General features: G+C 70.1%; 24 protein-coding genes and 1 riboswitch. Of the genes, 11 read left to right on the forward strand and 13 right to left on the reverse strand.

All coding sequences use genetic code 11. The features are described 5' to 3' along the window. Window positions 1–35: 35 nt before the first annotated feature. The gene (locus Q9R26_RS09640; protein WP_311227154.1) at window positions 36–812 is read right to left on the reverse strand and encodes an isocitrate lyase/phosphoenolpyruvate mutase family protein; all 777 of its coding nucleotides are present in this window, start codon (window positions 810–812) and stop codon (window positions 36–38) included. A gap of 110 nt (window positions 813–922) precedes the next feature. Here Q9R26_RS09640 and Q9R26_RS09645 point away from each other — a divergent pair, with 110 nt between their 5' ends. After that, entirely contained in the window at window positions 923–2,110 is a 1,188-nt protein-coding gene (locus Q9R26_RS09645; protein ID WP_311227155.1) for an aminotransferase class I/II-fold pyridoxal phosphate-dependent enzyme, read from the forward strand. Between the two features lie 9 nt (window positions 2,111–2,119). Here the strand turns inward: Q9R26_RS09645 and Q9R26_RS09650 are convergent, their stop codons facing one another. Continuing rightward, complete coding sequence (locus tag Q9R26_RS09650; RefSeq protein ID WP_110860597.1) at window positions 2,120–2,305, reverse strand: hypothetical protein; 186 nt, start codon at window positions 2,303–2,305, stop codon at window positions 2,120–2,122. Between the two features lie 84 nt (window positions 2,306–2,389). After that, a complete protein-coding gene (locus Q9R26_RS09655; RefSeq protein WP_182065211.1) occupies window positions 2,390–2,878 on the reverse strand; it encodes a GNAT family N-acetyltransferase in 489 nt (162 codons plus the stop codon). A 68-nt stretch (window positions 2,879–2,946) separates the two neighbouring features. On the opposite strand from Q9R26_RS09655, the gene Q9R26_RS09660 reads away from it, so the two are divergent. Next, window positions 2,947–3,831, forward strand: coding sequence for a LysR substrate-binding domain-containing protein (locus tag Q9R26_RS09660; protein ID WP_311227156.1), 885 nt, complete (start codon window positions 2,947–2,949; stop codon window positions 3,829–3,831). Between the two features lie 46 nt (window positions 3,832–3,877). Here the strand turns inward: Q9R26_RS09660 and Q9R26_RS09665 are convergent, their stop codons facing one another. Genes Q9R26_RS09665 through Q9R26_RS09680 form a run of 4 tightly spaced genes read right to left on the reverse strand, consistent with a single transcriptional unit; the run spans window position 3,878 to window position 5,774 of the window. After that, on the reverse strand, window positions 3,878–4,132 hold the full coding sequence (locus Q9R26_RS09665) for a hypothetical protein (protein WP_259580672.1): 255 nt from the start codon (window positions 4,130–4,132) through the stop codon (window positions 3,878–3,880). Beyond that, window positions 4,129–4,611 carry an FBP domain-containing protein gene (locus Q9R26_RS09670; RefSeq protein WP_311227157.1) on the reverse strand — a complete coding sequence of 161 codons (483 nt, stop codon included), beginning with the start codon at window positions 4,609–4,611 and terminating at the stop codon, window positions 4,129–4,131. The genes Q9R26_RS09665 and Q9R26_RS09670 overlap by 4 nt, the downstream gene beginning before the upstream one ends. A 37-nt stretch (window positions 4,612–4,648) precedes the next feature. Beyond that, entirely contained in the window at window positions 4,649–5,386 is a 738-nt protein-coding gene (locus Q9R26_RS09675; RefSeq protein ID WP_111092456.1) for a M56 family metallopeptidase, read from the reverse strand. Window positions 5,387–5,399: 13 nt separating this feature from the next. Beyond that, window positions 5,400–5,774: a BlaI/MecI/CopY family transcriptional regulator gene (locus tag Q9R26_RS09680; RefSeq protein ID WP_311227158.1), complete on the reverse strand. Its 375-nt coding sequence runs from the start codon at window positions 5,772–5,774 to the stop codon at window positions 5,400–5,402. A 230-nt stretch (window positions 5,775–6,004) separates the two neighbouring features. Continuing rightward, window positions 6,005–6,110: riboswitch (glycine riboswitch) on the forward strand. A gap of 49 nt (window positions 6,111–6,159) precedes the next feature. Between Q9R26_RS09680 and gcvT the strand changes: the two genes are divergently transcribed. From gcvT to Q9R26_RS09720, 8 genes are all read left to right on the forward strand, one after another. Continuing rightward, window positions 6,160–7,305: a glycine cleavage system aminomethyltransferase GcvT gene (gene gcvT / locus Q9R26_RS09685; protein WP_311227159.1), complete on the forward strand. Its 1,146-nt coding sequence runs from the start codon at window positions 6,160–6,162 to the stop codon at window positions 7,303–7,305. A gap of 4 nt (window positions 7,306–7,309) precedes the next feature. Further along, on the forward strand, window positions 7,310–7,687 hold the full coding sequence (gcvH, locus tag Q9R26_RS09690) for a glycine cleavage system protein GcvH (RefSeq protein WP_311227160.1): 378 nt from the start codon (window positions 7,310–7,312) through the stop codon (window positions 7,685–7,687). Then, window positions 7,684–10,605 (forward strand): aminomethyl-transferring glycine dehydrogenase, encoded by a 2,922-nt coding sequence (gene gcvP, locus Q9R26_RS09695; RefSeq protein WP_311227161.1) that lies wholly within the window; start codon window positions 7,684–7,686, stop codon window positions 10,603–10,605. The genes gcvH and gcvP overlap by 4 nt, the downstream gene beginning before the upstream one ends. Before the next feature lie 533 nt (window positions 10,606–11,138). Then, window positions 11,139–12,764, forward strand: coding sequence for an ABC transporter substrate-binding protein (locus tag Q9R26_RS09700; protein WP_182065219.1), 1,626 nt, complete (start codon window positions 11,139–11,141; stop codon window positions 12,762–12,764). Between the two features lie 221 nt (window positions 12,765–12,985). Then, window positions 12,986–13,915 carry an ABC transporter permease gene (locus tag Q9R26_RS09705; RefSeq protein ID WP_027464553.1) on the forward strand — a complete coding sequence of 310 codons (930 nt, stop codon included), beginning with the start codon at window positions 12,986–12,988 and terminating at the stop codon, window positions 13,913–13,915. After that, entirely contained in the window at window positions 13,905–14,855 is a 951-nt protein-coding gene (locus Q9R26_RS09710) for an ABC transporter permease (RefSeq protein ID WP_182065220.1), read from the forward strand. Before Q9R26_RS09705 ends, Q9R26_RS09710 begins: the two co-directional genes overlap by 11 nt. Next, on the forward strand, window positions 14,852–16,594 hold the full coding sequence (locus tag Q9R26_RS09715; protein WP_259580687.1) for an ABC transporter ATP-binding protein: 1,743 nt from the start codon (window positions 14,852–14,854) through the stop codon (window positions 16,592–16,594). The genes Q9R26_RS09710 and Q9R26_RS09715 overlap by 4 nt, the downstream gene beginning before the upstream one ends. A 62-nt stretch (window positions 16,595–16,656) precedes the next feature. Then, window positions 16,657–17,163, forward strand: coding sequence for a PH domain-containing protein (locus Q9R26_RS09720; protein WP_311227162.1), 507 nt, complete (start codon window positions 16,657–16,659; stop codon window positions 17,161–17,163). A 181-nt stretch (window positions 17,164–17,344) separates the two neighbouring features. Here the strand turns inward: Q9R26_RS09720 and Q9R26_RS09725 are convergent, their stop codons facing one another. Genes Q9R26_RS09725 through Q9R26_RS09735 form a run of 3 tightly spaced genes read right to left on the reverse strand, consistent with a single transcriptional unit; the run spans window position 17,345 to window position 21,404 of the window. Then, window positions 17,345–19,489: an ABC transporter ATP-binding protein gene (locus Q9R26_RS09725; RefSeq protein WP_311227163.1), complete on the reverse strand. Its 2,145-nt coding sequence runs from the start codon at window positions 19,487–19,489 to the stop codon at window positions 17,345–17,347. Beyond that, the gene (locus Q9R26_RS09730; protein WP_209133588.1) at window positions 19,482–20,420 is read right to left on the reverse strand and encodes an ABC transporter permease; all 939 of its coding nucleotides are present in this window, start codon (window positions 20,418–20,420) and stop codon (window positions 19,482–19,484) included. The genes Q9R26_RS09725 and Q9R26_RS09730 overlap by 8 nt, the downstream gene beginning before the upstream one ends. A 3-nt stretch (window positions 20,421–20,423) precedes the next feature. Next, a complete protein-coding gene (locus tag Q9R26_RS09735) occupies window positions 20,424–21,404 on the reverse strand; it encodes an ABC transporter permease (protein ID WP_311227164.1) in 981 nt (326 codons plus the stop codon). Between the two features lie 256 nt (window positions 21,405–21,660). On the opposite strand from Q9R26_RS09735, the gene Q9R26_RS09740 reads away from it, so the two are divergent. Continuing rightward, complete coding sequence (locus Q9R26_RS09740; protein ID WP_311227165.1) at window positions 21,661–23,379, forward strand: ABC transporter family substrate-binding protein; 1,719 nt, start codon at window positions 21,661–21,663, stop codon at window positions 23,377–23,379. A 115-nt stretch (window positions 23,380–23,494) separates the two neighbouring features. On the opposite strand, the gene Q9R26_RS09745 is transcribed toward Q9R26_RS09740, so the two are convergent. The 3 genes from Q9R26_RS09745 to Q9R26_RS09755 all read right to left on the reverse strand — a co-directional run bounded on the left by Q9R26_RS09745 (window position 23,495) and on the right by Q9R26_RS09755 (window position 25,585). After that, complete coding sequence (locus Q9R26_RS09745; protein ID WP_311227166.1) at window positions 23,495–24,043, reverse strand: PH domain-containing protein; 549 nt, start codon at window positions 24,041–24,043, stop codon at window positions 23,495–23,497. 193 nt (window positions 24,044–24,236) lie between these two features. Further along, window positions 24,237–24,716, reverse strand: a complete 480-nt coding sequence (locus Q9R26_RS09750; protein WP_182065226.1) for a peroxiredoxin — start codon at window positions 24,714–24,716, stop codon at window positions 24,237–24,239. A gap of 119 nt (window positions 24,717–24,835) precedes the next feature. Then, on the reverse strand, window positions 24,836–25,585 hold the full coding sequence (locus Q9R26_RS09755; RefSeq protein ID WP_182065227.1) for a CPBP family intramembrane glutamic endopeptidase: 750 nt from the start codon (window positions 25,583–25,585) through the stop codon (window positions 24,836–24,838). Window positions 25,586–25,691: the final 106 nt, after the last annotated feature.

The raw sequence follows: 25,691 nt of genomic DNA on the forward strand, positions 1-25,691 counted from the left end.
CGACACCGCCACGGGCCTCCTGTCCGTCTGCTTCGTCAGTTCAGGGTCGGGGTGTCCTCCGGCACGACGCCGTCGGCGTACAGGTCGGTCGCCAGGTCGCGGAGCGCGCGCAGCGCGACGCGCTGCGTGAGCGGACCGTAGGAGATGCGGGCGACGCCGAGCGCCTCGTACTCGGCAGCGGGCAGGGCGCCGGGCAGACCGATGACCGAGAGCTTGCCGCGGCCCAGACCGGCGACGAGCCGCTCGACCACGGAACGCTCGATCGCGCCGGGCACGAAGACGAGTGCGGCGCCGTTGTCCAGGAACGCCGTGCCACGCGCGATCGCGTCCTCGATGCTCTCGTCGATCGGGCGCTCGCCGCCGCGGGCGATCGCGTCGGTGCGGGCGTTCAGCTGGAAGTCGACGCCCTCGGCCTGGGCAGCGGCAGTGATCGCCGCGACGCGGGCGACGGCCTCGTCGAAGGGGCGCAGGCGGTCCTCGACGTTCGCGCCCACGATGCCGGAACCGATGGCGCGCCGGATGGTCTCGGCGGGGTCCTCGTAGCCGTCGTCCAGGTCGGCGGTGACCGGCAGGTCCGTGGCGGCGGCGACGATCGCTGCCCCGGACAGGGCGAGGTCGAGGGGCATCCCGCCGTCCTCGTACCCGTACGACGCGGCGATCGAGTGGCCGGCGGTGGCGATCGCCTTCGTGCCGGGCAGGTCGCTGACGACCTTCGCGGTGATCGCGTCCCACACGTTCACGACGCGCAGGATCTCGGGGGCTTCGTGCAGCTGCTTGAGGGTGACGGCCTTGTCGGCGGTGTTCGTGCTCATGGGACCGACAGTATGCGGGGCGACGCCCTGCGTCCCAGGGTGTGCGGTAGACGACGCAGGATGACGGGCGGGCTCGCGCCGGGCCTCCCGGTCGGTGCATGCTGGATCGCATGGCGAGCGACGAGGAGGACCCGGTCGGCACGCTCCGCGGGGTCCGGACGAGCATCAAGTGGACGCGGTACGCGCCCGACGTGCTGCCCCTGTTCGTCGCCGAGATGGACCACGACGTCGCGCCGGCGATCCGGCAGGCCCTGATCGAACGGGTCTCGCAGTCGGACCTCGGGTACCTCGACGGCCCCGGGCCGCTCGCTCCCGCGTTCGCGCAGTTCGCGCTGGACCGGTGGGGCTGGAACATCGACCCGTCGCGGATCCACCTGGCCACCGACGTCAGTGTCGGGATCGTCGAGTCGCTCCGGCTCGCGCTGCCCGACGGCGGCCGCGTCGCGATCACACCGCCCGTGTACCCGCCGTTCTTCGAGCTCGTCGAAGAGGCCCGATGTCAGGTCGAGGAAGTCCCGCTGCTCGAGCAGTGGGGGCAGTACCGGCTCGACCTCGACGGGCTCGAGCGGGCGTTCGCCAGCGGGGTCGGCGTCTTCCTGCTCTGCAACCCGCACAACCCCGTCGGCCTGGTGCACGACCGCGCCGACCTGGTCGCGGTCGCCGAGCTCGCGGCGAAGTACGACGTCCTCGTCATCAGCGACGAGATCCACGCGCCCCTGACCCACCCCGGCGTGCGGTTCACCCCGTTCGCTGCCGTCGCCGAGCCGCTCGGTGCCCGCAGCGTGTGCGTGACCTCGGCGAGCAAGGGGTGGAACCTCGCCGGTGTGAAGTGCTCGGTCATCGTCGCCGGCGATCCCCGGACCGCGGACCTGCTCGACACCCTGTGGGAGGAGGTCGCCTGCCGCACGAGCATCCTCGGGCTGCACGCGAACCTGGCGGCGTTCACCCTGGCGACGGACTGGCTCGACGACGTCGTGGCGCGCATCGTGGCGAACGACCGGCTGCTCGCCAAGCTCCTCGCCGAGCACCTGCCCGGGGTCGTCTACACCCGGCCGCGCGCCGGGTACCTGGCGTGGCTCGACTTCCGCGGCATCGGCCTCGGCGACGATCCCGCGGTGCCGCTGCGCGAGAACGCGTACGTCGCGCTGAACTCCGGGCTCGGGTTCGGGTCGGAGGGGCGTGGGTTCGTCCGGCTCAACCTGGCGTGCTCACCGGAGACCCTGCGCGAGGCCGTGTTCCGGATCGCTTCGGCGTACCCGTCCAGTGCGCAGGAGGGGCTGGTCTGGCACGTCGCGTGAGCGCTGGGGTCAGTCGATGTACTGGTTGCGGCCGACGACGCGGATGCGCAGGTCGTCGTCGCGGTCCATCGCGAGGAGCTCGCGGGCCACGAACCCGACGGACGGCCACCGGGACACCTCGGTCACCATGAAGCCGTCGATGAACACCTGCCACGCGCCGGCCTCGCGGACCGCCTGCACCTCGTACGTCGCCATGCCGTGAGCGTACCGAAGCGGGCCGGTCCGCCGTCAGTGCAGCTCGAACGTCAGTGCAGCTCGAACGTCAGTGCGGCTTGAACATCAGTGCAGCTCGAGCGTCATGTGGACGTCGGCACGGACGTAGGGGCTCGGCACGAGCTCGTCCTCGCGCAGGTGCCGGAAGCCGAACGCCTCGTACAGGTGCACGGCGCTGGCCAGCTGTGCGTTGCTCTCCAGGTCGATGCGGTGCGCGCCGAGCTCGCGGGCCCGGTCGAGCGCCGCGGTGATGAGCTTCCGCCCGGTGCCGTGCCCCTGGTGATCGGGGGAGACGGCCATCTTCACGAGCTCGAAGACCCCGGGCGTCGTCGGGACGATGCCGATGCAGCCGACGACCTGGTCGTCGAGCCGGGCGACCAGGACGGCCCCGCCGCGCTCCACGACGCGACCGACGGGATCGGTGAGGAACACGCGGTCCTCGTCCTCGAGGGTGAAGTACCGCGTGATCCACGCCTCGTTGAGGGTGCGGAACGCCTCGGCGTCCGCGGGGGTGGCGAGGTCGGCGATGGTGACGGTGGAGGTCGCTTCGGGCATGGCTCCATCCTCGGACCACGATGAGGTCACGTCCAATACTCGTTCGCTTCGATCGATAAGCTCCTTGCATGGATCGGGAACCGGACGTCGACCTCCGCCAGCTCCGTGCGTTCCTAGCAGTGGCCGACGAACTGCACTTCGGCCGCGCTGCCGAGCGCCTTCGCATCGCGCAGCCCGCGCTGTCCCAGCAGATCCGGCGGACCGAGCGCGCGCTCGGCGTCGACCTGTTCGTCCGCACGAGCCGCAGCGTCGCGCTCACCGCCGCCGGCCGGGTGCTGCAGGGCCGCGCGCGATCGCTGCTCGGGCAGGTGCGGCGGGACCTCGACGAGACGGTGCGGGTCGGCCGGGGCGAGATCGGTCGGCTCGACGTCGGGTTCGTCGTCTCCGCGCTGCCCCTCGGTCCGATCGAACGCGTGCAGGCGTTCCGGGAGCGCTACCCCCTGGTCCGGGTGGACCTGACCGAGGGGTACTCGTCGACCCTGCTCGCCCGGATCGTCCGCGGCGAGCTCGACCTCGCCGTCGTCCGCGATGCCGACCCGGACCCCGCCGTGCGGCTGCTGCCGTTCCGGTCCGAGGCCTTCGTCGCGGCGGTCCCGCGTGGACACCGGCTCGCGGGCCGTGCGGCCATCCGCGGGACCGAGCTCGTCGACGAGCCGTTCGTGTTCTTCCCGGCGGTCGCGGGGGCCCTGGCGACCGAGCGCAACCTCGCACCGGTCACCGCCGGTGGTCGCCGTCCCGTCATCGTGCAGGAGGCCACGACCTGGGCGACCGTGCTGCACCTGGTCGGGGTCGGCCTCGGTGTCACGGTGGTGCCGGAGAGTGCCGCGGTCGCCGCACCCGACACCGTGGCGCTCCTGCCGCTCGAGGGCAGCGACCACCGCAGCGAGCTCGCCTGGGCGATGCGCGCCGACGACGACCGCGAGATCCTGCGCAACTTCGTCGCCGCGGACTGACCGAGCGGACCGGCTGCGCGGGTGGACGCCGGTCGGGCGTCCTCGCTCAGCCGAGCGCGAGCACGGGTGCCCGGTGGTCGCCGAGCTCGTCGATGCGCCACGGCCGAGCCCCGCGCACCGTCAACCCGAGCTGCACGAGCACGAACCCGACGTGCGGCTCGACGTCGGGGTCCCACGGCCCCTCGACGCCCAGGCCGAACGCGCCGAGTTCGTCGTCGGCCTCGTCCCGCAGGGTCAGCCGCCACCGCCCGTCGCCGAGTTCTTCGACCACGGCCCAGCGGGCGGTGCCGAACCGGCTCACGCCGTCCCGGTGATGTCCGCGGTGAAGTTCTGCACGCGCTGCAGCAGGGAGGCGCCACGCATCGCGATGGTCGCGGGCGGGTTCAGGTGCGGCGGCGCGGTCCGGATGAGCATCGGGCACCCGAGGTCTTCGCAGATGTAGGTGCCGATCGTGTTGCCGTTGCGCCCGGACTCACCGGCACGCGCTGCGGAGAACAGCCGGACCTGGGTCGCGGGCTGCGGCGAGTGGCAGAACGAGCACATCGCGGCGATGCCGGGGCGCAGCGAGCCACCGGCGGACCGGACGACGATGCCCACCGGGCGCTCGTCGATCCAGGACACGATGTACCCGCGGCGGGCGGCCTGCGGGTCGCGCCAGCCCAGGAACTCGCGTTCGTCCCAGAGCGTCTCGTGCAGGCCGGGGATGGGCAGCTGCTCGAGTTCGTCGGGGGTGGCGTTCACGAACGACGATCGGATGTCGGCTTCGGTCAGTGGCTTCACGGTGCTGACACCCTATTCCTCGCCTCCGACAGGGGCGCTACGACAGCCTGGAGGCACGGATCGCCCCGAGCGCGCTGCTCCCGTCCGCCACCAGCACCGCCCGGCGCAGTGCGTCGCGTCCGACGCGACGGGCCGCCGCGTCGTCCGCGGCGAACTCGACGAGCACACGCGTCGACCGCGCCATCGCGCGCGCGCCGGGCACCCACGGGACCGCACGTTCGATCGATTCCGCGACCGCGACCGCAGCCGCGTGGTGCTGGGTCAGGTGGGCGCGTTCGTGGGCGACCACGGCCTCCAGTTCGTCGGTGCGCAACCGGTCTGCCAAGCCGGTGCTGACGAGCACGCCACCGCTCCGACCCGGCACGGCGCACGCCAGTGCGTGGTCGGCCTCGACGACGGCGACGGGGGTGCCGTCGATCTCGCGGTGCGGGGCGACGCCGGAACGCATCGCCTGCCGGACGGCCTCGTGTTCCGGACCGGGGCGCACCCGGACCGCAACGACGAACGCGACGACCGCGAGCAGCGCGACGCCGACGTTGAAGCCGTGCGTGGGGGAGTCGTCCCCGCCGAACAGCTCGGTGACCGGACGGTCGGCGAGCACCACGAGGGTGATGCCGGCCACGAAGCCGACGACGCCGAGCAGGACCGCGACCGACCAGCAGACCAGCGCGGTGCGGGGCAGGTCGATCGTCCAGGCGGAACGGGTCAGGACCCGGGGTGCGAACACCACCACCGCGAGTGCGAGGACGATGAGCGCGATGCCGGCGACGACCACGGTGCGCGGCCGGTCAGGGGCGGGCGCGGGCGTCGAGGGCGCGGCGCAGGGCCTCGAGGTCGTCCGAGGCGAGTGAGCCGGTGAACCGCAGCAGCGCGGCCTCGCGGTCGGACGATGCGGCCAGCGCGCTCGACATCAGGGAGGCGGTCTGCTCGTCGCGACTGTGCACGGCGCGGAACGTCAGGGGAGCGTCGTCGTGCTGCTCGCGTTCCACCTGGCCCTTGCGGCCGAGCCGGTCGAGCACGGTGAGGACGGTCGTCAGCGCGGGGCGGGGCTCCGGGAACGCGTCGAGCACCTGGCGTGCGGTGCGCCCGGCGTCGGCGGAGCGGAGTGCGTCGAGCACCGCCTGCTCCAGCTGCCCGCGGGGGCGCGATCGTTGTCCGGCCATCCCCGCATTCTACGAGATGTCGAACGGCCGTTCGCGACACACGCTCGAAACGCGGCCTCGGTATGCTCGTCGCGGACAACTGAACACACCGGCCGCTCATCCGTCGCGGGAGACGCCGTGCACGTACCTCCGGGTACGTCGTGCCCTCGGGTACACCGCGCCCTCGGGCGCACGCACGGCACCGAAGGAGCAATCCCCCCGTCAATCTCTCAGGTCCCACACCGCAGCGGACAGGCCACTCTGAAAAGCAGACGCTCGGTCGTCTCGCCCACGGTGAAAGCCGCCGGACCTCACGGGCCGCGGTGAAACTCTCAGGCCCATGACAGAGGGGGAGTTCCACCCGGCGATCGTCGCCGGGCCCTGCCGATGCCAGGAGAACTCCGCCATGAGTCCGTCCCCACTGCCCACGCCGGGTCAGCGTTCGTCGCCGCTCGAAGCCGTGCACGAGGCCGCCGGTGCGACCTTCACCGACTTCGCCGGGTACCGCATGCCCGTGCGCTACTCGTCGGACCTCGCCGAGCACCACGCCGTGCGCCAGGCCGCCGGGGTCTTCGACCTGTCGCACATGGCCGAGATCGGGGTGACCGGCACCGACGCAGTCGCCTTCCTCGACCACGCGCTCGCCGGGTCCTTCGGCACGATGCCGATCGGCCGCGCCAAGTACTCGCTGCTGCTCGCCGAGGACGGCGGGATCCTCGACGACCTGGTCGTGTACCGGACCGACGACGACGTCTTCCTGGTCGTCGCGAACGCGGCCAACCGCGACGTCGCCGTCAGCGCGCTCACCGCCCGTGCCGACGGGTTCGACGTCGAGGTCTCCGACGACTCCGACACCACGGCCCTCGTCGCGATCCAGGGCCCCGCGGCTGCCGGCACGCTGGACGCGCTCGTCGTCGCCGACCGCCTGCAGCCCGAGACCCCGCTCGACGAACTCGGGTACTACCGCGTGCTGCACGCGCTGTTCGACGGTGCTGACGTGCTCGTCGCGCGGACCGGGTACACCGGCGAGGACGGCTTCGAGGTCTACACCGCCCCGGACACCGCCCCCGTGCTGTGGGACGCCCTGCTCGAGGCCGGTGCCGACCGCGGGGTCGTCCCCGCCGGGCTCGCCGCACGGGACACGCTGCGGCTCGAGGCCGGCATGCCCCTGTACGGGCACGAACTCGGCACCGACGTCCGTCCGGCCCAGGCCGGCCTCGGCCGCGTCGTCGCGAAGGACGGCGACTTCGTCGGGGCTGCCGGCGTCACCCCGTCCGCGGACGCCCGGGTGCTCGTCGGCCTGGTGACCGAGGGACGCCGTGCTCCCCGCGCCGGCTACGACGTCGTGCTCGACGGCACCGTCGTCGGCACCGTGACCTCGGGCGCGCTCTCGCCGACGCTCGGCCACCCCGTCGCGATGGCCTTCGTCGACCCCGCCGCGCTCGCGGCCGTGTCGGACGGGGCACAGGCCCTCCACATCGACGTCCGCGGGACTGCCGTCCCCAGCACGATCTCCGCGTTCCCCTTCTACCGCCGCGCCTCGAAAGGCTGACCCCATGACCGACCAGACCACACTCCAGTACACGGCCGACCACGAGTGGCTGCTCGTCGAGGGCGACACCGTCACCGTCGGCATCACCGACCACGCCGCCGAGCAGCTCGGTGACGTCGTCTACGTCGAGCTCCCCGCCGTCGGCACCGCCACGACCGCCGGCGCGCAGATCGGCGAGATCGAGTCGACCAAGAGCGTCGGCGAGCTCTTCGCACCGATCGAGGGCGAGGTCGTCGAGGTCAACGACGCCGTCGTCGACACCCCTGACACCGTCAACCAGGACCCGTTCGGTGCCGGCTGGCTCGTGAAGATCAAGGTCGACGGCACCTCGTTCCCCGAGGACCTGATGGACCACGACGCGTACCGGGCCTCCATCGCATGACCGCGTTCGAGAACCTCCAGACGTCCTTCGCCGACCGCCACATCGGCACCACCCCGGCCGACCAGCAGGCCATGCTCGACGTCGTCGGACAGCCGTCGGTCGACGCGCTGGTCCGTGCGGCGATCCCGGAGTCCATCCACGTCGGCCCCGTCGCCGACTCGGTGATCCCGGCCGCCGTCGGCGAGACCGAGGCGCTGGCCGAACTGCGCGCCAAGGCCGGCCGCAACACCGTCCGCCGCGCCATGATCGGCCTCGGCTACCACGGCACCCACACGCCCGCGGTGATCCAGCGCAACGTGCTCGAGAACCCGAGCTGGTACACGGCGTACACGCCCTACCAGCCGGAGATCTCGCAGGGCCGCCTCGAAGCGCTCATCAACTTCCAGACGATGGTGTCCGACCTGACGGGCATGGCCACCGCCGGCGCCTCGATGCTCGACGAGGGCACCGCCGTGGTCGAGGGCATGCTCCTCGCCCGCCGCGCCTCGAAGGTCAAGGGCGACGCGTTCCTCGTCGACGCCGACCTGCTGCCGCAGACCCGTGCGCTGCTCGACCACCGTGCCGACGCCGTGGGCATCACGCTGCGCGCGTTCGACGCTGCCGACGGCCCGAGCGACGACCAGCTCGACGATGCGTTCGGCGTCATCCTGCAGTACCCGGGCGCCTCGGGCCGCATCGTCGACCCGACGTCCGTCATCGAGCGGGTGCACGCCGGTGGCGGCATCGCCGTCGTCGCAGCCGACCTGCTCGCGATGACCCTGCTCGCCAGCCCCGGCGACCTCGGTGCCGACGTGGCCGTCGGCACGAGCCAGCGCTTCGGCGTCCCGCTCGGTTTCGGTGGCCCGCACGCCGGCTACCTCGCGGTGCGCGCCGGCCTCGAGCGACAGCTGCCCGGTCGGCTGGTCGGGGTGTCCTTCGACGCCGACGGCCAGATGGCCTACCGCCTCAGCCTGCAGACCCGCGAGCAGCACATCCGCCGCGAGAAGGCGACGAGCAACATCTGCACCGCGCAGGTCCTGCTCGCCGTGATGGCCTCGATGTACGCGGTCTACCACGGGCCCGAGGGTCTGCGGTTCATCGCCGGCCGGGTCGCACGGACCGCCGGGGCGCTCGCCGCCGTGGCGCGTGACGCCGGGGTCGAGGTCGTGCACGACGCCTTCTTCGACACGCTCACCCTGCGGGCCGTCGGTCGCGCCGAGGCGATCGTCGCGGCAGCACAGGACGCCGGCTACCTGCTGCACGTCGTGGACGCCGACACGTTCCAGCTGTCCGTCGACGAGACGACCACGCCCGACGACGTCGTGGCGCTCGCGGGCGTGCTCGGGGCGGTGGACGTGACCGTCCCCGCGACCGAGACCGCCGTGCGCGACGCAGCCACGGGCCTCCCGGCCGCCCTGCAGCGCGAGAGCGAGTACCTGACGCACCCCGTGTTCAGCGCACACCGCAGCGAGACCCGCATGATGCGGTACCTCAAGCACCTGTCCGACAAGGACTACGCGCTCGACCGCGGCATGATCCCGCTCGGCAGCTGCACGATGAAGCTCAACGCGGCGACCGAGATGGCCGCCGTGACCTGGCCGGAGTTCGCGAACATCCACCCGTTCGCACCGCGCGAGGACGTCGAGGGGTACCTCGACATGATCGGTGACCTCGAGTCGTGGCTCGCCGAGGTCACCGGCTACGACACCGTGTCCCTGCAGCCGAACGCCGGCAGCCAGGGTGAGCTCGCAGGACTGCTGGCCATCCGCGGGTACCACCAGGCCAACGGCGACAGCGAGCGCACGGTCTGCCTGATCCCGTCGAGCGCGCACGGCACGAACGCCGCGTCCGCCGTGCTCGCCGGCATGCAGGTCGTCGTGGTGGCCTGCGACGAGAACGGCAACGTCGACCTCGAGGACCTCCGGGCCCGCGTCGAAGCCAACGCCGACACCCTCGCGGCGCTGATGATCACGTACCCGTCCACGCACGGCGTCTACGAGCACGACATCCGCGAGATCTGCGACGCCGTGCACCACGCCGGCGGTCAGGTCTACGTCGACGGCGCGAACCTCAACGCGCTGCTCGGGCACGCCCGCTTCGGCGACTTCGGCGGCGACGTGTCGCACCTCAACCTGCACAAGACCTTCTGCATCCCGCACGGCGGTGGCGGCCCCGGCGTGGGACCCGTCGCCGCGAAGGCGCACCTGGCACCGTTCCTGCCCGGGCACCCGTTCGCACAGCAGGCCGACCGGCGCTCCGGTGCGACCGCCGCCGAGGCGGACGACCGCCTGGCGCACGCCGGCGGCCCGGTCAGTGCCGCGCCGTACGGCAGCCCGAGCATCCTGCCGATCACATGGACGTACGTCCGGATGATGGGGCTCGAGGGCCTCACCCGTGCGACCGAGGCCGCGGTGCTCGGGGCGAACTACATCGCGGCTCGCCTGCGCGACGCGTTCCCGGTGCTGTACACGGGCGACGACGGACTGGTCGCGCACGAGTGCATCCTCGACCTCCGCCCGCTGCGCGACACCACCGGCATCACGGTGGACGACGTCGCGAAGCGCCTGGTCGACTACGGGTTCCACGCCCCGACGATGTCGTTCCCGGTGGCGGGCACGCTCATGGTCGAACCGACCGAGAGCGAGGACCTCGCCGAGCTCGACCGCTTCGTCGACGCCATGCTCGCGATCCGGGCCGAGGCCGCGGCGGTGGAGCGCGGAGAGTGGCCGGCGGACGACAACCCGCTGGTGCACGCGCCGCACACCGCCTCGTCGGTGATCTCGGGGGACTGGGTGCACGCCTACACCCGGGAGCAGGCCGTCTACCCGCTGCCGGGCATCAGCGGCCGGAAGTACTGGCCGCCGGTGCGTCGCATCGACCAGGCGTACGGGGACCGCAACCTGGTGTGCGCCTGCCCGCCGATCGAGGCCTTCGCCTGATCCCGACCGGCGCCGACGCCCCGTCGTCGCCGTGCGCTCCGTCGCCGAGCGCCTCGTGCCCCGTCCGGTCCTCCGGGCGGGGCGCGGTCGTGTCCGGCGGGGGTCGGACGGGGCACGGCCGCGTCCCGGGTGGTCACGACACCCCGTGCAGTTCCGCCGACCGGTCACGAACCGTCGTCAGAACCCGTGCGGACCGACAGTTCGTGACCACTCGGCGCGCCAGCCACGGCGGGTCCTCCCCGCTCGGCGCAGCCCGCGAGCCGTACCCCTGAGCGATGCTCGGCCGTCCCCCGACTTGCACAGAAGTGTGACGCAGTGCAATGGATTTCATGCGGATGCAACAAAAACGCACCCTTCACCGGCAGGCGCGCGAATGTTGCATCTTCTCGCAAGGATCGTGCAAGTTGGTTACCGGCGTGTAACCGTTCGCTCCAGGGTTTGGACGCCGCTGTTCACCTTGCCTACAGTGCAAAGGTCAAACGCGCCCGGGCGACACCGCTGTGCCCTGCGCGTCCCATGCACCAGGAGGAACCTTGATCAAGAAGCGCGCCGGGCTCTCAGCCCTCGCCGTGCTCGGGGCCACAGCACTCGCCCTGACCGCCTGCTCCAGCAACAGCTCCGACGGGGGTGGCTCGGGCTCGGCGAACGCGTCCGGGATCGTCACCACCAACGGCAGCGAGCCCCAGAACCCGCTGATCCCGTCGAACACCACCGAGACCGGTGGCGGCAAGATCATCGACTCGCTCTTCGAGGGCCTCGTCTCGTACGACGCCGACGGCAAGCCGGTCAACGAGGTCGCCAAGAGCATCGACACCGATGACTCGAAGACGTTCGACATCACGCTGAACACCAACTACACCTTCACCAACGGCGAGAAGGTCACGGCCGAGTCGTTCACCAAGGCGTGGAACTGGGCAGCCCAGAAGTCGAACGCCCAGGGCGCCAGCTACTTCTTCGAGAACATCGAGGGCTACAACGCCGACAAGGACTCCGAGCTCACCGGCCTCAAGGTCGTGGACGACGACGAGTTCACCGTCACGCTGAAGTCGGCGCAGTCCGACTTCCCGCTGTCGCTCGGCTACTCGGCGTTCGTGCCGCTGCCGTCGGCGTTCTACGACGACACCAAGGCGTTCGGTGAGAACCCGATCGGCAACGGTCCGTACAAGCTCGACGGCAAGAAGGCCTGGACCCACAACCAGTCCATCAAGCTCGTCACCAACAAGGACTACGAGGGCAAGCGCAAGCCGAAGAACGGTGGTCTCACGATCACGTTCTACGCCTCGCAGGACACCGCGTACTCCGACGCCCAGGGCGGCAACCTCGACGTCCTCGACGCCGTGCCGGACAGCGCCTTCAAGACCTACAAGTCCGACTTCCCGGACTCGAACGTCAACCAGCCCGCCGCGATCTTCCAGGCGATCTACCTGCCCTACTACCTCGACCACTGGAAGGGTGAAGAGGGCAAGCTGCGTCGCGAGGCCGTCTCGATGGCGATCAACCGCAAGCAGATCACCGACAAGATCTTCGACGGCACCCGCACCCCGGCCAAGGACTTCACCTCCCCGGTGATCGCCGGCTGGAACGACGACCTCGACGGTTCGGACGTCCTGGACTACGACGAGTCCGAGGCCAAGAAGCTCTGGGCCGAGGCCGACAAGATCTCGAAGTACGACGACACGCTCACCATCACGTACAACGCCGATGGTGGCCACGAGGCCTGGGTGACCGCGGTCACGAACTCGATCTCGAACACGCTCGGCATCAAGGCCGAGGGCAACGCGATCCCGACGTTCCAGGAAGCCCTGGACCTCCAGACGAACGACAAGCTCACGGGCGGCAGCCGCACCGGTTGGCAGGCCGACTACCCGTCGCTGTACAACTTCCTCGGCCCGACCATGGGTGAGGGCTCGTCGAACAACTACTCGCGGTACGACTCCAAGGAGTACAACGAGCTGCTCGCCAAGGGCCGTTCGGCTGCGACCGTCGAAGAGGGCAACAAGTCCTTCGACCAGGCTCAGGAACTCCTGTTCGAGGACCTGCCCGAGATCCCGCTCTGGTACTCCAACGTGACCGGTGTCTGGAACGCGGACAACGTCTCGAACGTGAAGTTCGGCTGGAACTCGGTGCCGCTGTACTACGACATCGAGGTCAACAACTGATCCAGGTCTCCTAGAGACCGAAGCGCGAGCAGGTATCCTGCTTCGCGATCACCGGACGGGGGTTCGGGGGCCGCACAGGTCCCCGAACCCCCGTACCACGGTGACAACACCCCCACACAGCGGGCGCCCTCCCGCACCGGACATCCGTGCCGACCCTCGGACCGTCCACCCCTCACCACAATGAACCTGATCGACATCGCTCCGGACCGGGCAGTGATCTGATGCTCTGGTACCTCGGCAAGCGCCTCCTGCAACTCATCCCCGTGTTCTTCGGGGCCACGTTCCTCATCTACTTCCTGGTCTTCTCGCTGCCCGGCGACCCGATCGCCGCGCTGTTCGGCGACCGGCAGCCGTCGCCGCAGGTCATCGAGACGCTGCGTCAGCAGTACAACCTCGACAAGCCGTTCATCGTGCAGTACCTGCTCTGGATCGGCGGCGTGTTCCGCGGCGACCTCGGCGTGACCTACTCGGGTCTGCCCGTCAGCCAGCAGCTCGCATCGGCCTTCCCGATCACCGCGCGCCTGGCGATCCTCGCGCTCGTGTTCGAGGCCGTCGCCGGCATCGTCGTCGGCGTCATCGCGGGTCTGCGCAAGGGCAAGCTGTTCGACGCCACCGCGCTCGTCGTGTCGCTCCTGCTCATCTCGGTGCCGACCTTCGTCGTCGGGTTCGTGCTGCAGTACGTCTTCGGCATCAAGCTCGGACTGTTCCGGGTCACGGTGTCCGGTGAGGCGCCGTGGAGCGAACTCGTCCTGCCGGCGATCGTCCTCGCCTCGGTCTCGTTCGCGTACATCGTGCGTCTGACCCGGGCCAGCGTCGCCGAGAACATGAGCGCCGACTTCGTGCGGACCGCCACGGCCAAGGGTCTGCCCCGTCGTCGTGTCGTCGGCGTGCACATCTTCCGGAACTCGCTCATCCCCGTGGTGACCTACCTGGGTGTCGACATCGGCAACCTGATGGTCGGTGCGATCGTCACCGAGGGCATCTTCAACATCAACGGTGTCGGCGGCACGGTGTTCCGCGCCGTCAAGCTCGGCGAGGGCCCGACGGTGGTCTCCTTCGTCGCCGTGATGGTCATCATCTTCATGCTCGCCAACCTCCTGGTGGACCTGCTCTACGCCGTCCTGGACCCGAGGATCCGCTATGCCAAGTAACGCCGCACCCCGCTCGGCGACGCACTACGTCGCCCCGCTCGAAGAAACCCCACTGCAGGCGGTCGACCAGGTCAACGAGGACGAGAAGACCCGTTCCCTGTGGACCGACGCGTGGGAGTCCATGCGGACCCGTCCGACGTTCTGGATCTCCTCGATCCTGATCCTGCTGATCATCGTCGTCGCGGTCTTCCCGGGGCTCTTCGCCCACGTCGACCCGCGGGCGTCGAACCTCGACAACAGCGACGGCGGACCCGAGGCCGGGCACATCCTCGGCTTCACGCGTCAGGGCTCGGACGTCTACGCCCGCGTGATCTGGGGTGCCCAGAACTCGCTCATCGTCGGCATCGTCGCGACGATCCTGGTGTCCGTCATCGGCATCGTGATCGGTTCCCTGGCCGGCTTCTACGGCGGCTGGCTCGACACGATCGTGTCCCGCATCGGTGACATCTTCTTCTCGATCCCGACCGTCCTCGGCGCGATCGTGATCATGTCGGTCATCCCCGCGCGGAACGCGATCACCGTCGCACTCGTCCTCGCTGCGTTCGCGTGGCCGCAGATCGCCCGCATCATGCGTGGTGCCGTGCTGAGCGCGAAGCAGGCCGACTACGTCATGGCGTCGGCAGCCCTGGGCGTCAGCCGGTTCCGGACGCTCGTGCGCCACGTCATCCCGAACTCGCTCGCTCCGGTCATCGTGGTCGCGACCGTGTCGCTCGGCACGTTCATCGTGGCCGAGGCGACCCTGTCGTTCCTCGGCATCGGTCTGCCGCCGTCGGCGCTGAGCTGGGGCCTCGACATCGGCACCGCCCAGACCTCGATCCGCACGAACCCGTCGACGATCTTCTGGCCGTCGGCAGCCCTGTCCATCACCGTGCTCGCGTTCCTGCTCCTCGGTGACGTGGTGCGCGACGCGCTCGACCCGAAGGCGAGGGCCCGCCGATGAGCGAGACACTGACCCAGCCGAACAGCAGCCGCACCGGTGGTACCGGTGCGCCGCTGCTCGAGATCACCGACCTGCAGGTCGGCTTCAAGACCCAGAGCGGCCTCGTGCAGGCCGTCCGCGGTGTCAACCTCACCCTCGAGCAGGGCGAACGCCTGGCCATCGTCGGCGAGTCCGGTTCCGGCAAGTCGACGAGCGCCCAGGCGATCATCAAGCTGCTGCCCGGCACCGGTGAGGTCACCGGCGGTTCGATCAAGTTCAACGGGCGCGAGCTCGTCGGGCTGAGCGACAAGGAGATGTCCGAGATCCGTGGGAAGGAGATCGGCTACGTCCCGCAGGACCCGATGTCGAACCTCAACCCGCTGTGGTCGATCGGCTTCCAGGTCGAAGAGGCGATCCGTGCGAACGGCATGGCCACCGGCAAGGCGGCCGTCCGCGACCGCGCGATCGAGGTCCTCAAGGAGGCCGGGCTCGGCGACGCGTCGACCCGACTCAAGCAGTACCCGCACGAGTTCTCCGGCGGCATGCGGCAGCGCGTGCTCATCGGCATCGGTCTGTCGAGCCGCCCGCAGCTGCTCATCGCCGACGAGCCGACGAGTGCGCTCGACGTCACGGTGCAGCGCGTCATCCTCGACCACCTCGAGAGCCTGACCCGCGACTTCGGCACCTCGGTGCTGTTCATCACGCACGACCTCGGTCTCGCCGCCGAGCGAGCCGAGAAGCTCGTCGTGATGTACAAGGGCCAGGTCGTCGAGGCCGGTCCCTCGAAGGAGATCCTGGCGAACCCGCAGCACCCGTACACGCAGCGCCTCGTGGCCGCGGCGCCCTCCCTCGCGAGCCGCCGCATCCAGTCGAAGGTGCAGCACGCGCGCGTCGACATCGCCGACGCCGGCTCCGACGACGCCGAGCTGATCGCCCGGGCCCAGGAGCGCGAGCACCGTCCGGCCGAGGACCTCATCGTGGTGAAGAACCTCGAGAAGGTCTACAAGCTGCGCGGCAAGAGCCTCGCCACGCGCGAGCTCAAGGCGGTCGACGACGTGTCGTTCTCGATCCAGAAGGGCACCACCACGGCGCTCGTGGGCGAGTCCGGTTCGGGCAAGTCGACCGTCGCCAAGCTCGTCCTGCAGCTCGAGAGCATCACGAGCGGCACCGTGCAGTTCGACGGCATCGACATCGGCGCGCTGAAGGGCAAGGACCTCTTCGACTTCCGCCGCCGCGTGCAGCCGGTGTTCCAGGACCCGTACGGCTCCCTGGATCCGATGTACAACGTCGGGAACACGATCGCCGAGCCGCTCGCCACGCACAAGGTGGGCGACAAGGCCTCGCGTCGTGCCCGGGTGCTCGAGCTGCTCGATCAGGTCGCGCTGCCGAAGTCGATGGTGAACCGCTACCCGAACGAGCTGTCCGGTGGCCAGCGACAGCGCATCGCCGTCGCCCGCGCGCTGGCGCTCAAGCCGGAGGTCATCGTCCTCGACGAGGCCGTCTCCGCGCTCGACGTGCTCGTGCAGGGGCAGATCCTCGACCTGCTCACCGAGCTGCAGACCGAGCTCGGCCTGACGTACCTGTTCATCACCCACGACCTCGCGGTCGTCCGCCTCGTCGCGGACAACGTGTGCGTCATGCGCCGTGGGCAGATCGTCGAGAAGGCGACGACCGACGAGGTCTTCGCCGCCCCGAAGGAGCAGTACACGAAGGACCTCCTGGCCGCCATCCCCGGCGCCGGGTTCGAGTTCGGACGCTGATCCACCTGGACACGAACGAGGCCGGACGCCCCGTCGTCCTCCGCGCTGGTCGCGGGGGCGCGGTGGCGTCCGGCCTCGTCGCCGTCCTGGGGCTGTTCCTGCTCGGCGATGCGGCGTTCCGGGGGAGCTGGGACGTCGTCCTCCGTGCCGCCGGCCCGATCGCCGTGCTCGTCTGGGCGCTCTGGGTCCTGACCTACCGCCCTTGCATCGTGATCGACGAGCGCGCGGTCACCGTGGTCAACCCGCTCCGCCGCACCCTGGTGCCCTGGCAGGCCGTCGCCGACGTCCGGCTCCGATGGCAGATCGTGATCGAGACCTTCGCCGGCCGGAAGATCCAGTGCTGGGGCGGCCCGTCGCTGCCGCGGCCCAAGCCGGCCCGGCGCGGTGAGCGGGCGGTCCTGCGGCAGCCGGACGAGATGACCGTGCTGCTCGACCGCTGGTCCGAGCACCGCGACGGCACCGGCGCCGGCGACGCCGTGCGCGGCTGGGACGTGCCGGCCCTGGCGGTCGGCGCAGCCGCGCTGGCGCTGCTCGCCGCCTCGCTGCTCAGCCTGTGGCTGGGAGCCTGACGCGGCTCGCGATCGCGACCACGGGACGGACGGGAGGCCCGGCGCACGACGCGCGCCGGGCCTCCCGTCCGTCTGCTGGTCACGTCCACTGCCGCGCTCGGTGAGCAGAAATGGTCGAGTCGGCGAACGGGACCCGACCATTCCTGCTCACGATCTGGAGCGGTGCACGTGACCGGCGTCGTCAGACGACCGCGCCGACTCGCTCGGTGAGCAGGTGCTCCTGGTCGGTCTGGATGCAGGCGACACCGCGGCCGTGCACGGGCTCGAGACCCGGGTCGATCGTGCGGCACTGCTCCTGCCGGCCCTCGTCGAGGAGCTGGTAGAGCGGGCAGCGTGTGCGGAACCGGCAGCCGTCGATGCGCTCCGTGGGGGAGGGCAGGTCGCCCTCGAGCAGGATGCGCCCGCGGGCAGCCTCGGCCATGGGATCCGGCACCGGCACGGCCGAGAGCAGCGCCCGGGTGTACGGGTGCTGCGGGTCCGAGAAGACCGCGTCGCCGGCGCCGTACTCGACGATGCGGCCGAGGTACATGACCGCGACGTCGTCGGCGATGTGCCGGACCACGGACAGGTCGTGCGCCACGAACAGGTAGGACAGCCCGAGGCGGTGCTTGAGGTCCTCGAGCAGGTTGATCACACCGGCCTGCACCGAGACGTCGAGCGCGGAGACCGGCTCGTCGAGCACCAGGATCTTCGGCTCGACGATGAGCGCACGGGCGATGCCGATTCGCTGTCGCTGGCCGCCAGAGAACTCGTGCGGGTACCGGTCGATGTAGCTCGGCTCGAGCCCGACCAGCTCGAGCACGTCGCGCACTCGTCGCCGGATCTCGTCCTTCGCGACACCGTGCACGGTGAGGGGTTCGCCGATCACCGATCCGATGTCGAGCCGGGGGTCGATCGACGCCATGGGGTCCTGGAACACGACCTGAATGTCTCGGCGCAGTGCCAGACGGTCCTTCTTGGACAGCGAGGCGGTGTCGACGCCGTTCACCCGGATGGTGCCGTGCTGGGCACCGGCGAGCTCGAGGATCTCCATGATGGTGGTCGTCTTGCCGCAGCCGGACTCGCCGACCAGGCCGAGCACCTGCCCGCGCTTGAGTGTCAGGGAGATGCCGTCGACCGCGTGCACCTCGCCGATCTGCCGGCGGAACAAGGCGCCCTTGGTGAGCGGGAACGTCTTGACGACGTCCTGCAGCTCGAGCACGACGTCGTCGCCGTGGTCGACCGCTGCCTCGGGGACGTCCTCGGGGCGGGGGAAGATCTCGGAACGCTCGAGGGTGCCCGCTGCGATCTCGTCGCGACGGATGCACGCGGCGGTGTGGTCGTCGAGCAGGGTGCCGTTGCCGATCGTCTGGACCGCACCGGTCAGGACCGGGTTGTCGGCGCTCTGCGGCACCGACGGTGCGACGAGGGCGGGTTCGCCGTCGCGGCAGGCGTCGATGACGGCGGGGCAGCGGTCGGCGAACGGACAACCGGTCGGCTTCTGCGTGAGCAGGGGCGGGCGGCCGTCCAGCGGGACGAGCCGCTCGGTGCGGGCGGACGTCATGTTCGGCATCGATCGGAGCAGCCCGATCGTGTACGGCATCACCGGCTCGCGGAACAGGGGGAGCACCGGCGCCGTCTCGACGATCCGGCCCGCGTACATCACGGCGACGCGGTCGGCGTTGCCGGCGACGACGCCGAGGTCGTGCGTGATGAGCACGACGGCCGCACCGGTCATGTCCTTGGCGGTCTGCAGCACGTCGAGGATCTGCGCCTGGATCGTCACGTCGAGCGCCGTGGTCGGCTCGTCCGCGATGATCAGCTTCGGGTCGTTCGCGATGGCGATGGCGATCATCGCGCGCTGTCGCATGCCGCCGGAGAACTCGTGCGGGAACGCGTCGAGTCGTCGCGCCGGGTTCGGGATGCCGACGATGCGCAGGAGTTCCTCGGCGCGGGTGCGCGCGGCGTGCTGGGTGAGGGAGCGGTCGTGCAGACGCAGGCCCTCGATGATCTGCTGGCCGATCGTGTACACCGGGGTCAGGGCGGACAGCGGGTCCTGGAACACCATCGCGATGTCCCGACCGCGCAGCGCCGACAACTCACGGTCGTTCCTGCCGACGAGCTCCTGCCCGTCGAAGCGGATGCTGCCCTGCACCTGGGCGGACGACGGCAGCAGGCCCATCACGGCCATCGAGGAGACCGACTTGCCGGAACCCGACTCGCCGACGATGCCGAGGAACTCGCCGGGGGCCACCGAGTAGTCGACGCCCCGGACCGCGTGGACGGGCTTGGTCTTCGGGTTGAACGTGACCGACAGGTCGGACACGGTGAGCAGCGGCTCAGTCACGGTTGGCTCCGGAGGTGGGGTCGATGGCGTCGCGCAGGGCGTCGCCGAGCAGGCTGGTCGAGAGCACGGTCGCGACGAGCGTCGCGGCGGGCAGGACGAACAGCCACGGGCGGGTGACGGCGGACTGGCTGCCGGCGGCGAGCAGGGTGCCGAGCGAGACGTCGGGGATCTGGATGCCGAAGCCGAAGAAGCTCAGCGAGCTCTCCGCCAGGATCGCGGCGCCGACGCCGAGCGTCGCGTCGATGATGAGCAGCGACGCCACGTTCGGCAGGATGTGCCGCCGGATGATCGTGAACGCCGGGACGCCCATGAACCGGGCCGCCTTGACGTAGTCGCGCTCGCGCAGGGACATCGTCTGCCCGCGGATCACGCGGGCCATCACCATCCAGCTGAACACCGCGAGGCCGACGATGAGGGCCACCCACGTCAGGTTCTTGAACACCGGGCTGAGCAGCACCAGCGCGTAGAACGACGGGATCACGAGCAGCAGGTCGATGACCCAGACGAGCAGCCGGTCGGTGACGCCGCCGAAGTACCCGGCGATCGCGCCGACGATGCCGGCGATCAGGGTCGCTGCCGGACCGGCGATCAGGCCGATGAGCAGCGACTTCTGCAGGCCGACCAGGGTCTGCGCGTAGATGTCCTGGCCGATGTCGTTCGTGCCGAACCAGTGCGCGGCGCTCGGCGGCATGCCGAACGCCAGCCCGTCGGAGTCGACGGCGTTCCAGTGGTACAGGTACGGGCCGAGGAACGCCCAGAGGATGATGAGGAGCAGGGCGCCGCCGCCGATGCGCGCGCGCCAGGTGCCGAACACCTTGCGCCACAGCGGGGTGCGGCCGCCCTTCACCTCGATGACGTGCGCCGGGGTGCCGGCGTTGCCGTCGCCGGGATCACCGGCGGTGGTCGTGGTCGTGGGGTCGAGAACAGACACGGGTCACACCCTCACTCGCGGGTCGAGCGCGGCGTACAGCAGGTCCGCGAGGGTCCCTGCGATGAGCACGAGGATCGCTGTGAAGAGGATCGTGCCCGATGCCGCGTTGATGTCGTTGTTGCTGATGCTCTGGACGAAGTACTCGCCCATGCCGTGCCAGCTGAAGACCAGCTCGGTGATGCTCGCGCCGGTCAGGATGAGCCCGAACGAGTACGCGAAGAAGGTCGACATCGGGATGAGGGCGACCCGCACACCGTGGCGCATGATCGCGGACCCGCGGGTGCGGCCCTTCGACCGTGCGGTGCGGATGAAGTCGTTCGACAGCACGTCGAGCATCGCGGACCGCTGGTAGCGCGAGTAGGTGGCGACTGCGCCGATCGTCAGCGAGATCGTCGGTAACAAGAGGTGCACGAGCCGGTCACCGAGCACCGGGAAGAAGCCGGTCACCCCCGGTGTGTACTCGCCGGTGAACCGGATCACCTGCGTCCCGACGCCCTGGTTGAGCGTGGTCGCCAGGATCATCAGCACGACCGCGATGACGAAGGTCGGGGTGGCGAGCACCGCGAACGACAGGTACGTCGACACCTGGTCGGAGGTGCGGTACTGCCGGACCGCGTTCCAGACGCCGAGCAGCACCCCGAGGACCGCGCCGAGCAGTGTGCCGATCACGAGCAGCCGCAGGCTCGTGCCGGAGCGGGCGACGATGTCCGCCGTCACCTCGGTGCCGCGGGTGCTCATGCCGAGCGAGCCGTGCGTCACCAGGCCGACCCACCAGTCCCAGGTGCGGACGAGGAGCGGGGTGTCCGGATCGGCACCGAGCTTGCGGAGCGACGCCTCGATGGTGCCCTGCGGCACGGCGGGGTTGCGCCCCAGGAACCGGGCGGCCGGGTTCAGCGTCGTGCTGGCGAGGATGTACCCGAGCGTGGTCGCCACGATCGTCAGGACGACGTAGTTGACGATCCGCTTTGCGATGAAGGCGAGCATGTGGTTCGTGACCTCTGGGTGCGGCCGTCCGACCGGACGGCGTTGTCGGTGGCGACAGGCTAGCCGTTCGCGCGACTGGGTGGGACAACGGAAGTGACGCTATGCAACATTCGTTACGAGCGTGTTTCGATTCATCGCACAGCCCCTTGTGCGGCCTTCGGATGTGGCTAGGGTTCTCAACCAACAGGCGCGACGGCGGGGGCCGTACGCGGTCCAGCGCGATCTGCGCGAACCACAACGAAAGGGAATCCTCGCCATGCGAAAGAGGATCAAGGGCATCGCCGTCCTGGCCACCGCTGCGGCTGCTGCCGTCGTGCTGGCCGGCTGCTCCGGCGGCGGAGAAGCCGGCGGCGACAACTCCGCGGTCGCCGAGTCGTCGCTGAAGTCGACCGGCTGGACCGTCGCGGACCGCGCCGACGTCAAGGACGGCGGGTCGATCACCCTGCCGATCGACACCGCTCCGGCGAACTGGCAGCTGCTCAACCTGGACTCGGGGACCGTCGACGACACGACGATCTCGCAGACCTACCTGCCGAGCTTCATCCAGTTCAAGGAGAACGGCGAGTGGGAGGCGAACAAGGACTTCGTCGACTCGATCGAGCTGACGAAGGACTCGCCCCAGACCGTCGAGATCAAGATCAACCCGAAGGCCGTGTGGTCGGACGGCACCCCGATCAGCGCGAAGGACGTCATCGCGAACTGGAAGGCGCTGAACGGCACGAACAAGGCCTTCGCGCCCCTCGCCACCAACGTGTGGGAGGACGTGGACTCGGTCAAGCAGGGCTCCGACGAGCGTGACGTCATCATGACGTTCTCGAAGACCAACGCCGACTGGGCGTCGGTCTTCACGGCGATCTACCCGTACTGGGCCGTCGACACCCCGGACCACTTCAACAAGGCCTGGGCCAAGGGCCCGTACGCGGCCGACGGCAAGACGTACGTCTCCGGTGGTCCGTACATCCTGAAGTCCTTCGACGCCAACGGCGGCGTCGTGACCTTCGAGAAGAACCCGAAGTGGTGGGGCGACGAGGGCAAGCTCGACACGATCGTCTTCAAGACGGTGTCCCGTGACGGTGTCGCCCAGGCGTACGGCAACAAGGAGCTCGACGCGTTCAACCTGAACGGCAGCGCCGACAACCTCAAGACGGCGAACTCGCGCTCGGACTCGAAGATCGAGCGGTCGCTCGGTACCACGCAGCGCCAGATCACGCTGAACGGCACATCGGACGTATTCAAGGACCAGGACGTGCGCCAGGCGTTCGCGCAGGCGATCAACCGCAAGGTGCTCGCCCAGGCGATCCTGTCGCCGGTGAAGAGCCCGGGCGACGTGCTCAACAACCTGACGTACCTGCCCGGTCAGGAGGGCTACCAGGACGACGTGTCGAGCGTCTACGGCTACAGCACCGAGAAGGCGAAGTCGAAGCTCGAGGACGCGGGCTGGAAGATCGGCTCGGACGGCTACGCGACCAAGGGCGGCAAGGAACTCGACGTCCGCTTCGTGATCCCCTCGGACAACCCGAACTCGGCGAACATCGCGCAGCTCGTGCAGCAGCAGACCAAGCTCGCCGGCTTCAAGGTGACCATCGACACCGTGCCCACCGACGACTTCTTCACGAAGTACATCACCACGACGACCCGTGACTTCGACGCCACGTACTTCGCGTGGCAGGGCACGCCGTTCCCGATCTCGTCGCTGAAGTCGATCTACTACCCCGCCGACGCCGGCCAGAACTACACCGGCGTGACGGACGACTCGCTCGGTGCCGCGTGGGACAAGGCGAACGGCGAGCTCGACCCGGACGCTCGCATCAAGGACGCGCAGGCCATCGACAAGAAGATCGTCGCGGTCGCCGGCACCATCCCGCTGTTCGCCGAGCCGTACGCCTGGGGTGTGCGCAAGGACCTGGTGAACTACGGTCCGGCGCAGTTCCAGCAGTCCTCGGTCAAGTGGCAGGACGTCGGCTACACGAAGTAGTCGCGACCGCGTTCACGAACGACACCCTCGACGTCGCACGACGTCGGGGGTGTCGTCCTGTGTCGGGGCGCTGTCGTGCGGCACGGCCGCGAGGACTGCGCGGACTGCGCGGACGCTAGAACCGTGCCGCCGCGAGCGACGCCGCGACCCCGAGGACGACCATCGCCAGGATCGTCCAGCCGTGGGTGCGGTGCGTGATCGGCGCAGCCGTCACGGTCGACGGGGGTGGGCCGTCCTGCGCTGCCGGGGCGGGCACGTGGGCCAGCATCCGCGCGGCCGCAGCGTCGACGTCCAGGCGATCCGGGCCTCCCGGCTGGTCACCGGTGTGCTCGGCGAGACGCGCCGTCGGGCGGGTCGCGATCCAGACACGGCGGACGCCCTCGCTGGTGACCACCTCGATGCCGTACTTCGTTCGCACCTCGCTGATGCGGGACCAGGTGTAGGTGCTGGTCCGCCGGACGTCCACGATGCGCAGGTGCTCCGGCGTCAGCTCGATCCGGGGACGCCACAGCGCAGCCCAGGCGACGAACGCGACGGCGATGCTCGGGATCGGCACGAGCCAGGCGCCGCCGCCGAGCAGGGCCAGCGGAACGAGCACGACTGCCACGACCCAGAGAACGACGGCGAGGGCGCGCAGGCCGGGGGCGACGATGGTGGTGGGCACCGGACGAGGGTACGAGATGCCTCCCCGGAGACGCCCGGGGAGCGGGTGTGACACACCGGCGCGTATCTCCGGACGACCCGATTCCCCGGGGAGGCAGATCCTGGACGGACCCTCGTGCCGACAATGGTCGTCGCCCCCAGTTGGGGTGTCAATACCCCATCGCGACGCATTCAGGGGACTCCCACGCCCGGGACTACGAAACGAGCAGTTCGATCTGTTCGCGGATGGTCTCGGCCTTCGGGAACCGCAGACCGACCAGACCGATGTGCCGCCAGCGGACCACGCCGTCGGGGCCGATCACGAAGACCGATCGGCGCAGGCCGATGCCCGGTGCCTGCACCCCGTAGGCGCGGACCACCGAGCCCGCGGTGTCGCTGAGCAGCGGGAACGCGAGCGAGGACCCGCGTGCGAACCCCTCGTGCGAGTCGAGTGCCTGCGGGCTGATGCCCCACACGGTCGCGCCGAGGTCGCTGAACTCGTCGAGTTCGGCCTGGTAACTGCAGAGCTGGGCCGTGCAGACCGCCGTCGCGTCGCCCGGGTAGAAGGCCAGCACCACGGTCCGGCCGATCTCGGCGGACAGGTCGTACTCGTCGTCGGTGCGGATGCCGCCGCGCACGACCATCCCGGGCAGGGTGAACGACGGGGCCGGTTCGCCGATCGCGGGGATGCTCATGGGTCTCACGGTAGGGCGGCACGGCGGTGGTCGCCCCTCGGCGCGCTGTGCGGCGGCTGTGGATGCGCTCGGGGGAGCGCTGAACGGCCAGCGGCGCGTCGACGAGCCGCTGGCGTGGCCTACGAGAACAACTGCGGGAACGCGTGCGCCACCCAGGGGTACCCGACGAAGACCACCGCGTCGAGCAGGGCGTGCGTGATGACGAGCGGCAGGAGCCGGCCCCACCGCGTGTAGATCCAGCCGAACACGATGCCCATCACCGCGTTGCCGATGAACGCGCCGAACCCCTGGTACAGGTGGTAGCTGCCGCGCAGCAGAGCGGTCGACAGGATCACCTGCCAGCGGCCCCACCCCAGGTCGCCGAGCCGGGCGTACAGGTACCCGATCACGATCACCTCCTCCTGCAGGCCCGAGCGGATCGCGGACAGCAGCAGGACCGGGACCGTCCACCAGTACGAGTTCAGTGCGGCAGGGTCGACCGCGACGGTGATGCCGAGTGCCCGACCCGCGAAGTACAGTGCGAGCCCCGGGATCCCGATGCACAGGGCGATGAGCGCCGGGCCGCCCAGGTCCGGCTTCGCCCGGAACCGGTCGATCCCGAGCCGGCCGAGGTGCGGCCGCGACGTGTCCCACAGCAGGTAGCAGACGAGCGCCACCGGGGCCAGGTCCACCGCGATGCCCAGGAGCTGCCGGGCGAGATCGACGTACTGCACCGTCGTCGACGAGGTGTTCAGCGCCGTCGACTGCTCGCCGAGCGGGGTCGTCTGCGACAGGTCGTCGATGATCTGCAGGATCGACCAGAGGGCGCTGGCGCCGAGCGAGAGCAGCAGGACGATGGCGATCTCGACCCACGTTCGCCGACGGCTCATGCGCTGTACTCCTGTCGCTTGCGAACTACCGGTAGACTGGCGTGTCGGGCGTTCTGCCCACGGGTGCGGTGCCGATCGACCAACGGGGTTGATCACCAGCTGGCCC

It is taken from the genome of Curtobacterium sp. BRB10 (assembly GCF_031844325.1).
Classification (GTDB): Bacteria; Actinomycetota; Actinomycetes; order Actinomycetales; family Microbacteriaceae; genus Curtobacterium; species Curtobacterium poinsettiae_A.

Excerpts from the sequence above, each read along its gene's own strand:
- Q9R26_RS09680 (WP_311227158.1), bottom strand. The coding sequence starts at position 5,774 with ATGGCCGGACAACGATCGCGCCCCCGCGGGCAGCTGGAGCAGGCGGTG.
- Q9R26_RS09655 (WP_182065211.1), bottom strand. The coding sequence starts at position 2,878 with ATGCCCGAAGCGACCTCCACCGTCACCATCGCCGACCTCGCCACCCCC.
- Q9R26_RS09645 (WP_311227155.1), top strand. The coding sequence starts at position 923 with ATGGCGAGCGACGAGGAGGACCCGGTCGGCACGCTCCGCGGGGTCCGG.
- Q9R26_RS09750 (WP_182065226.1), bottom strand. The coding sequence starts at position 24,716 with ATGAGCATCCCCGCGATCGGCGAACCGGCCCCGTCGTTCACCCTGCCC.
- Q9R26_RS09640 (WP_311227154.1), bottom strand. The coding sequence starts at position 812 with ATGAGCACGAACACCGCCGACAAGGCCGTCACCCTCAAGCAGCTGCAC.
- Q9R26_RS09715 (WP_259580687.1), top strand. The coding sequence starts at position 14,852 with ATGAGCGAGACACTGACCCAGCCGAACAGCAGCCGCACCGGTGGTACC.
- gcvP (WP_311227161.1), top strand. The coding sequence starts at position 7,684 with ATGACCGCGTTCGAGAACCTCCAGACGTCCTTCGCCGACCGCCACATC.
- gcvT (WP_311227159.1), top strand. The coding sequence starts at position 6,160 with ATGAGTCCGTCCCCACTGCCCACGCCGGGTCAGCGTTCGTCGCCGCTC.
- Q9R26_RS09755 (WP_182065227.1), bottom strand. The coding sequence starts at position 25,585 with ATGAGCCGTCGGCGAACGTGGGTCGAGATCGCCATCGTCCTGCTGCTC.
- Q9R26_RS09710 (WP_182065220.1), top strand. The coding sequence starts at position 13,905 with ATGCCAAGTAACGCCGCACCCCGCTCGGCGACGCACTACGTCGCCCCG.
- Q9R26_RS09735 (WP_311227164.1), bottom strand. The coding sequence starts at position 21,404 with ATGCTCGCCTTCATCGCAAAGCGGATCGTCAACTACGTCGTCCTGACG.
- Q9R26_RS09650 (WP_110860597.1), bottom strand. The coding sequence starts at position 2,305 with ATGGCGACGTACGAGGTGCAGGCGGTCCGCGAGGCCGGCGCGTGGCAG.
- Q9R26_RS09705 (WP_027464553.1), top strand. The coding sequence starts at position 12,986 with ATGCTCTGGTACCTCGGCAAGCGCCTCCTGCAACTCATCCCCGTGTTC.
- Q9R26_RS09740 (WP_311227165.1), top strand. The coding sequence starts at position 21,661 with ATGCGAAAGAGGATCAAGGGCATCGCCGTCCTGGCCACCGCTGCGGCT.
- Q9R26_RS09660 (WP_311227156.1), top strand. The coding sequence starts at position 2,947 with ATGGATCGGGAACCGGACGTCGACCTCCGCCAGCTCCGTGCGTTCCTA.
- gcvH (WP_311227160.1), top strand. The coding sequence starts at position 7,310 with ATGACCGACCAGACCACACTCCAGTACACGGCCGACCACGAGTGGCTG.